Annotated in this window: 6 protein-coding genes; 4 read left to right on the forward strand and 2 right to left on the reverse strand. The window is 39.6% G+C overall.

The window, feature by feature from the left end; genetic code table 11:
- A partial coding sequence (locus Q0X72_RS12610; protein ID WP_297766043.1) for a hypothetical protein occupies positions 1-745 on the forward strand: 745 nt, incomplete at its 5' end.
- A 341-nt stretch (positions 746-1,086) separates the two neighbouring features.
- On the opposite strand, the gene Q0X72_RS12615 is transcribed toward Q0X72_RS12610, so the two are convergent.
- A complete protein-coding gene (locus Q0X72_RS12615; RefSeq protein ID WP_297766045.1) occupies positions 1,087-1,767 on the reverse strand; it encodes a hypothetical protein in 681 nt (226 codons plus the stop codon).
- Positions 1,768-1,870: 103 nt separating this feature from the next.
- Here Q0X72_RS12615 and Q0X72_RS12620 point away from each other — a divergent pair, with 103 nt between their 5' ends.
- Positions 1,871-2,932: a hypothetical protein gene (locus Q0X72_RS12620; protein ID WP_297766046.1), complete on the forward strand. Its 1,062-nt coding sequence runs from the start codon at positions 1,871-1,873 to the stop codon at positions 2,930-2,932.
- 65 nt (positions 2,933-2,997) lie between these two features.
- Here the strand turns inward: Q0X72_RS12620 and Q0X72_RS12625 are convergent, their stop codons facing one another.
- Entirely contained in the window at positions 2,998-3,687 is a 690-nt protein-coding gene (locus Q0X72_RS12625) for an arylesterase (RefSeq protein ID WP_297766049.1), read from the reverse strand.
- A gap of 76 nt (positions 3,688-3,763) precedes the next feature.
- Between Q0X72_RS12625 and Q0X72_RS12630 the strand changes: the two genes are divergently transcribed.
- Both Q0X72_RS12630 and Q0X72_RS12635 read left to right on the forward strand, forming a co-directional pair.
- On the forward strand, positions 3,764-4,450 hold the full coding sequence (locus Q0X72_RS12630) for an ABC transporter ATP-binding protein (protein WP_297766052.1): 687 nt from the start codon (positions 3,764-3,766) through the stop codon (positions 4,448-4,450).
- On the forward strand, positions 4,450-6,937 hold a 2,488-nt coding region (locus tag Q0X72_RS12635; RefSeq protein WP_297766055.1), incomplete at its 3' end, for an FtsX-like permease family protein. The genes Q0X72_RS12630 and Q0X72_RS12635, both read left to right, overlap by 1 nt.

Here is a 6,937-nt window from a genome sequence, read left to right on the forward strand (position 1 = left end):
ATTAATCGTATGTCTAACAGTATATGCCAGCACCATGGCTCAGGTAGCCTATCTGCAGTACAGGGTAGTGCCTGATGATAGACAAGGAGAATTTGTTGAAAAAGAAACCATGTACTGGGCCAAAGTTGCCCAAGCTGCCATTGACAAGGGGCAGATGACAGGGTGGTCATTATGGCGCAAGGTAGGCATGCCAGTAGAGGGGGCTCCTAATTATGTTTTTGTGAACAATTTCGAAAGCTTTGACAAAGTGGATCAGGGAGCCATTTGGTCTGAAGAAAACATGAAAAAGATGGGGGTAGCACCAGAAATGGTTGCGACACAATCCTTCGCACCCACCGCATTTGATTACTGGATGCAGTTGGAAGATTCAGCCGGAGGAGACTACAAGTATGCCGTGGTGAATTACGCTAAACCAACAAACTTAAGTGGATTTATTGAAGAGAATAAATCTTTGTGGAAACCCATGCATGAGAAGAATATTGCAAGCCCTGATAACAAAATGAAATCATGGGGAATGATGTCTACAGTTAGTCCCAAGGGAAATCAAGCGAGATTTTCGGTATTGACCTGGGATGGTTTTAGCACTATGGCAGATGCTTTAAATTATATGAGATACCAAAACTCTGGCGAAACAGACCAAGCATGGGCAGATATAATGGCTAAAACTAAAATGGATGTGATACTTCCGAATGGTTTTGAATATTCCATTCTGTATGAACTTGTAAAGAGTATTTCGGCTAATTAAATTTGCCGTTGTTTTTATTCGATTTGATTAAAAAACCCGATGTATTCGGGTTTTTTCTTTTACTATAAGCGAGCAAAAAGGACGTAGAAGGCCCAAATGAAGCAGAAAGTAAAAAAGGCATATACCAAATAGGTAGAAGTAGTTCTTTTATTCATAAGATTTGGCTTAGCCTGCAAGAAAGCAATTTCTCGTTGAAATGTAAATTCTATACTTTAAACGGAACAATTCTTTCGATGTAAGACACAATCATCGATGAACGAACCGATTATTTATATGGACCTCAGGCACATAAAAGATTGGATAAAGGGATTTGTTGATGGTGTACTTCAGGTAAAAGTTGACTAACGGTCCATTTTAAAGCTATCTAGTTTGATGTCATCTAGGCCGTAATCGTCAAAAGGATATTCTAGTTGATCCTGAATATTATACAAAGAAATAAGTATGAATTCTGTAAGTATAACCACAAAATAGGTCACGTAAATAGGATTATTTGCTCCCATATCATGGATGATGGTAGGCGCATATATCAGAGGAAAAATGTAAATAAATAGCAGGCAGTAGGCCTTTAAGCTTATAGGAGTACGGTGGATATTTATCGCATGTAAATTCTCTAAGGACTCATGAAGGTCGTTCATAAACCTGAAGATGCGATCTTTTAAACGTCCGGACATCACATCTCCATTGGCTGTAACAAAGGCTTGTACTTTGCTGATGACCGGATCTAATGCCTCAGTAGACTCCATATTATTCTTTAAATGATCCATAGAGGAATCACTGATCTCAAGGAGAATATCGGAAATTTCCTTTTTTTTCTCTTCCGCTAAATTATTGGAAGCATTCACGAAATAGTACATTGTTTTCAGTGCACTTCTGAATTGACTTAAATGCTCTAAAGCCTTTTCTCTTCTTCGGAAAGACCCGCGGATAGTAAATACCAATGGAAAAACAATAGCAATACTCAACAACGTAAGGTCCACATGGAATTGAATATCGAACAGAAAACTAAAGAAAATTGTGAGCACGGCGATAAGTAGTGCTAACAGGGTCCTTACATTTATTATGGATAGGTATAGTTTAATAATCAGAAATTTAGTAATTTATCTTGCTAAAGCTAACTACAAACTCGTGAAAAACCAAACATTACTCAGATTCCTTTTCTTGTTCTTTGCAACCGCTGGGGTGCTTATTGCGCAAGAAGTAGAAGCTCCCAAAGAAATGGGAGAAACAACCGTTTTGTTTCAAGAACAGGCTATTTTGCCTATAAAACTCAGCTTCTCTAACAAAGAGATGAAAAAGGAAACAAACGATAGCACCTATCTTTTATCAAAATTAATCTATAAGAATGGTGAACAATGGGATTCTCTTGATGTTAAGATCCGCGCCCGTGGTAATTACAGAAGAGCTCATTGTTATTTTCCACCACTTAAGGTCAAGATCAAGAAGGCGGTAGCCAAGGAAACCATCTTTAAAGGGAATAAAGAATTAAAATTGGTAATGCCTTGCGTGCAATCTAGCAGCACCCAGGATAATGTTGTCAAAGAATACATGGCCTACAAGATCTATGAAGTGATCTCGCCATATCATTATAAAACCAGAATGGCAGATATTGAGTATATAGAGTTTAGAGGAAAGAAGAATAAAGTGCACAATATTAAAGGGTTCCTGATAGAAGACATAGATAAGGTAGCCAAGCGTGAGAATTGCAAGAAAATGAAACGTACGGTACATCCCCTGGAACAAGATGATGTAAGCGCTACCCAAAACGATTTTTTTCAATATATGATCGGCAATACTGACTATTCTACCGCCTACCAGCATAATCAGAAATTACTTTTTACCGCAGACTATAGAACGGTTCCGCTGCCATTTGACTTTGATATGTCAGGATTGGTAGATGCCAGTTATGCAGTGGTTTCACAAGTGCAGGGTGAAGTATTGGATATAGAAAGTGTTACGGACAGATTGTACAGAGGTTTTGAAAGAGACGAAGCTGTATTCCAAGCTGTGAGAAAACACTATTTAGATAATAAAGATCGCGTCTTTGAAGTGATCGATGGCTTAAAACCTCAGTTTGATAATGAAAAGGAATTCGAAATTGCACGAAATTTCATCGATGACTTCTATAAAGTTTTGGTTGATGACAAGCAATTCAATAATGAGATAGTGCGAAAAGGGCGCACAAAATAGTAAATTAACACTTTAAATAATTAAATGTAAATACTTATTAACAAGTAAGTTGCAATTAATTTATTTTAAAGAATAGGTCTAAGTATGGTCCAGACATTATCTGCCACAATACGCTGACCCTCTTCCGTAGGATGTATCCCATCCGCCTGATTGAGTTCTGGTATACCAGCTACATTTTCGAGTAAAAAAGGGATCAAAAGTGCCTTATTTTCCTCCGCAAGAGTTGGAAAGATCTGCCTAAATTCACTGGTGTAATCCTGACCCATATTGGGAGGGATCTGCATCCCGGCCAAAATGATCTTTATATTTGGATTTTTTTCTTTTACGGCGTCTATAATGGCCTGTAGATTTTCCCTTGTTTCAGAAAGCGGAATTCCACGAAGACCATCATTGGCTCCCAATTCTAAGACAAAGATATCTACCTGTTGATTCATTAACCAATCGATCCTATTTTCCCCGCTTGCCGTGGTTTCTCCGCTGAGACCCGCATTGATCACCCTGTATTGCAAGGCTAGAGAATCTATTTTATCCTGAATAATCCCCGGAAATGCTTGCTCAGGTTCCAGTCCCATTCCTGCGGTTAAACTATTTCCAAAGAAAAGAATGGTCTTTATATCACTCGTTTCAATTGTATTAGCCTCAGTGGATAGGCTTTTATCTGTATCTGCGTTCAATTCTTTTTTGGTGGTTGAATCCCCACACGAAAAGAATACTATGAAGCTAAACAGATAACAAAACTTTAACACGGTTCTCATGGAATAGGGGATTAAATTCAAAATCATTTTTATAATTTCCGCCCTTGTACCAAAAAGCTACTAAACCCAGGGGAGAATGGCAAAGATATTAAACGTTAGCAATCTCAAAAAATCATATTCGAGCGGATCCGGTTCCCTTACAGTTTTGGACGATATCTCATTTTCGATAGATGAAGGAGAAACCTTCGCTATTGTTGGGCCTTCGGGAAGTGGTAAAACTACCTTATTGGGATTATCTGCGGGACTAGACAGACCAGATTCAGGGAACATTGAACTCTGTGGAGTAGAGATAAGCACCTTAAATGAAGATGAACGAGCCTTGCTCAGAAATAGAAAAGTTGGATTTATATTTCAGGATTTTCAATTATTATCTACCCTTACCGCATTAGAGAATGTTGCAGTACCCCTGGAACTCCAAGGAGCCAAAAATGCCGCTGCAAAAGCAGAAATTCTTTTAGAGAAGGTTGGCCTGGCCGATCGCATGCATCACTATCCATCTCAACTATCGGGTGGGGAACAACAACGGGTAGCTTTGGCAAGGGCATTTTCCAATACCCCATCTATTCTTTTTGCTGACGAACCAACTGGTGAACTAGATGAAGCTACAGGACAAAAGATCATCCAATTACTTTTCGATCTGAACAAAGAAGCCGGTACTACCCTTGTCATTATTACTCACGATATGGAATTGGCCAGAAAAACTCAAAGGATCTTACGCCTCAAAGGAGGTAAGATAAGTACGGATCAAAAGACTACCGCTTAGTGATTACTGCAGACAGCTCCATTCAGAAGGCCGGACTGGTATGGTTATTTAAAATGGCATGGAGAGATCTTCGCTCAAATGTGGGGAAATTATTCTTGTTTATGTCATCCATTATCATCGGTATTACGGCGGTAGTGGCTATCCAGTCTTTTGGAAATAACCTTACTGACAGTATTGCCTACCAATCTAAAGCGCTTATGGGCGCAGATTATATCATTGATAGCAGCAAGCCACCCAATACAATTGTTACAGATATCATGGATTCTTTAGGGGGTGCCAACAGCAAGGAGATTAACTTTGCTTCTATGGTTGCTTTTCCTCAAAAGGATGCTTCTAAACTAGTTCAAGTCCTTGGTGTGGACGGAGACTTTCCATTTTACGGCGAATTTGAGACTATTCCATCAATCGCTTCAAGAAATTATCAAAAGAATAATGCCGCCCTTGTTGACGCTACGGTTATGTTGCAATACAACCTTAAACCTGGCGATAGCATTAAGGTTGGGACCATTATGCTGCCCATAGAAGGGTCATTAACATCTGTTCCCGGGAGATCTGCATTAACCAGCAGTGTTGCACCGGCCGTTTATATTCCATACAATCAATTAGAGGCCACAGGATTGCTTCAGAAGGGAAGCAGGGTTGAATACAAATTCTATTTTGTAGCCAAAAAGGAACAAGATCTGGAGGTCTTATATGAGGCAGTAGACCCCAGACTGGACGCAGAAGGGGCCGATCTGGATACACATTTGGATGAAAGCAGGCGTTTGGGTCGCCGGTACAACAACTTCGGCAAATTCTTGAATATTGTCGCTTTTATTGCTTTATTACTTGGTTGTATAGGTATTGCCAGTGCAGTTCATGTCTACATAAGAGGAAAGCTAAGATCTATTGCCGTTCTTAAATGCATGGGCGCCTCCCGAAGTCAGACCTTTAAGATATTTTTAATTCAGATCGCAGGATTAGGTGGTTTAGGTGGTCTTATTGGAACCATACTGGGGATAGCGTTGCAATTGGCAGCTCCTTATTTGCTTAAAGAATATCTTCCGGTAGATGTTATGGTCACAATTTCGTATCCCGCTGTATTATTGGGACTATCTCTGGGTGTCTTGATGTCTGTTGCATTTGCATTGTTGCCTCTGCTTAAAACATGGTATGTTTCTCCTTTATCCGTTTTAAGAGTACAAGAAGAAAGCGATCCTAAAACAGGCAAGGCCCGAATAGTTATTCTCGGGATCATATTTCTCTTCTTGTTTGTTTTTGCACAACGTATTCTGGATAACTGGCGATATGCACTTTCTTTTATACTTGGGTTAATTGTAACCTTTTCACTTCTTTATGGAGTGGCCAAGCTACTAATGTGGGCTGTAAAACGCTATTTTCCAAAGAACTGGGGCTTTTGTTCCAGACAAAGTTTATTGAATCTCTTCAGGCCTCAAAATCAGACAGCTACCTTGGTATTATCAATAGGCGTTGGGGCCTTTCTAATTAGCACACTTTACTTTTCAAAGGATATATTACTTAGTAAAGTGGCCCTTGGGGATAACGATAACAGCCCCAATATCATTCTTTTAGATGTGCAGACCGGGCAGGTGAACGATGTAAAAAATACTATTCTGCCAAACAGTATTCCTGTACTGGATAATATTCCCATAATAACTATGCGGGTGCAGGAAATAAATGGGAGGTCTGTAAATGACATCAGAAATGACACTATCTCTAATATTGGCCGTTGGGTGCTGAACCATGAGTTTAGGGTCACCTATCGCGACTCACTTATAGCTTCAGAAAGCATTAAAGAGGGTAGCTGGGTGCCAAAGGCTGATAAATCAAAAGTTGTTCCTATTTCCGTAGCAGAAAATTTCGCCTTTGACGCCAAAGTTGGAGTAGGAGACAGGGTAACTTTTAATGTACAGGGAGTATTGATAGAAACGGAAATTGGGAGTATTCGTGAAGTGGATTGGGGAAGAGTACAATTAAATTTCTCCGTTCTATTCCCAACCGGTATTCTAGAAGATGCTCCAAAATTTCATGTGTTAACCACTCGTACTCCGAGCAATGAAGTATCTGCACAACTACAAAGACAGTTGGTGTCTAATTTTCCAAATATATCCATCATCGACCTTCGTCAAATTCTTGATCTCTTAGAAGGAATCCTGGAGAAGATAAGTTTGGTGATCAATTTTATGGCGTTGTTAAGTATCCTTACGGGGATCATAGTTTTGATAGGTGCGGTACGGACGAGCAAGTATCAGCGGATAAAAGAAAGTGTTTTATTGAGGACCCTAGGTGCCCAAAATGTACAATTGCTGAAAATCTCCTTATATGAATATGCTTTTTTAGGGGTCTTAGGAAGTTTAACGGGTATTTTATTGTCTCTGATCGGTAGCTTCTTATTGGCCCGTTTTGTCTTTGAAGAGCCTTTTGTTCCTTCCTCAGAGCCATTTATCATACTACTCCCAATACTGACCTTGCTTGTAGTGGGAATTG

The organism is uncultured Muriicola sp., from assembly GCF_947258935.1.
GTDB lineage: Bacteria > Bacteroidota > Bacteroidia > Flavobacteriales > Flavobacteriaceae > Muriicola.